Origin of the sequence: Halomonas elongata, assembly GCF_029081005.1 — a bacterium.
Classification (GTDB): Bacteria; Pseudomonadota; Gammaproteobacteria; order Pseudomonadales; family Halomonadaceae; genus Halomonas; species Halomonas elongata_B.
The window spans coordinates 1-459 of the sequence record NZ_JAJQTQ010000089.1 but is presented as its reverse complement, the minus strand read 5'-3'; the positions used below and the strand labels follow the sequence as shown (position 1 = coordinate 459).

Annotated in this window: 1 protein-coding gene; it reads right to left on the bottom strand. The window is 48.8% G+C overall.

Annotated features, from left to right (window positions below):
* On the bottom strand, window positions 1–246 hold a 246-nt coding region (locus tag LU493_RS19565), incomplete at its 3' end, for a YtfJ family protein (protein ID WP_275289473.1).
* Between the last annotated feature and the right edge of the window lie 213 nt (window positions 247–459).

Genomic DNA, 459 nt, shown 5'->3' with positions numbered 1-459 from the left:
CTCGATCAGGTTGGCATTCTTCTCTTTTGCTGACGAGCGTCCGGCGATGTGCTGGACCACGCGCACTTTTCCCGCCAGCTGGGCGCTATTCCAGTTTTTATAGCTAAACTTATCCTTATCCAGAATAAGCTCTCCCCGATCCGCGACGCCAACGGGCGCCACGCGCTGGCCGTCGACGAAGTTATGCGCTGTGGCCAGCAGCGGGAGAAGCAGTAACGAGGCGGCCAGTATGCTACGTAGGGTCATGCGCAATCCTTAATCATTTTTATGCAGGTGATCCGACCACTTGGTCTCGTTTAATCATAAGTGCGATTGACGGTGATTACCCGCAATGAGGATGCCAGTTTGCGTGTTGACGCACAAATTAGTCGTAAAACGGCGACTTATACTTACTTCATCGTATGTCTGAAACGAAAATTCTGAATTATTGTCATTAAAGGGTAAATAAACTTATACATA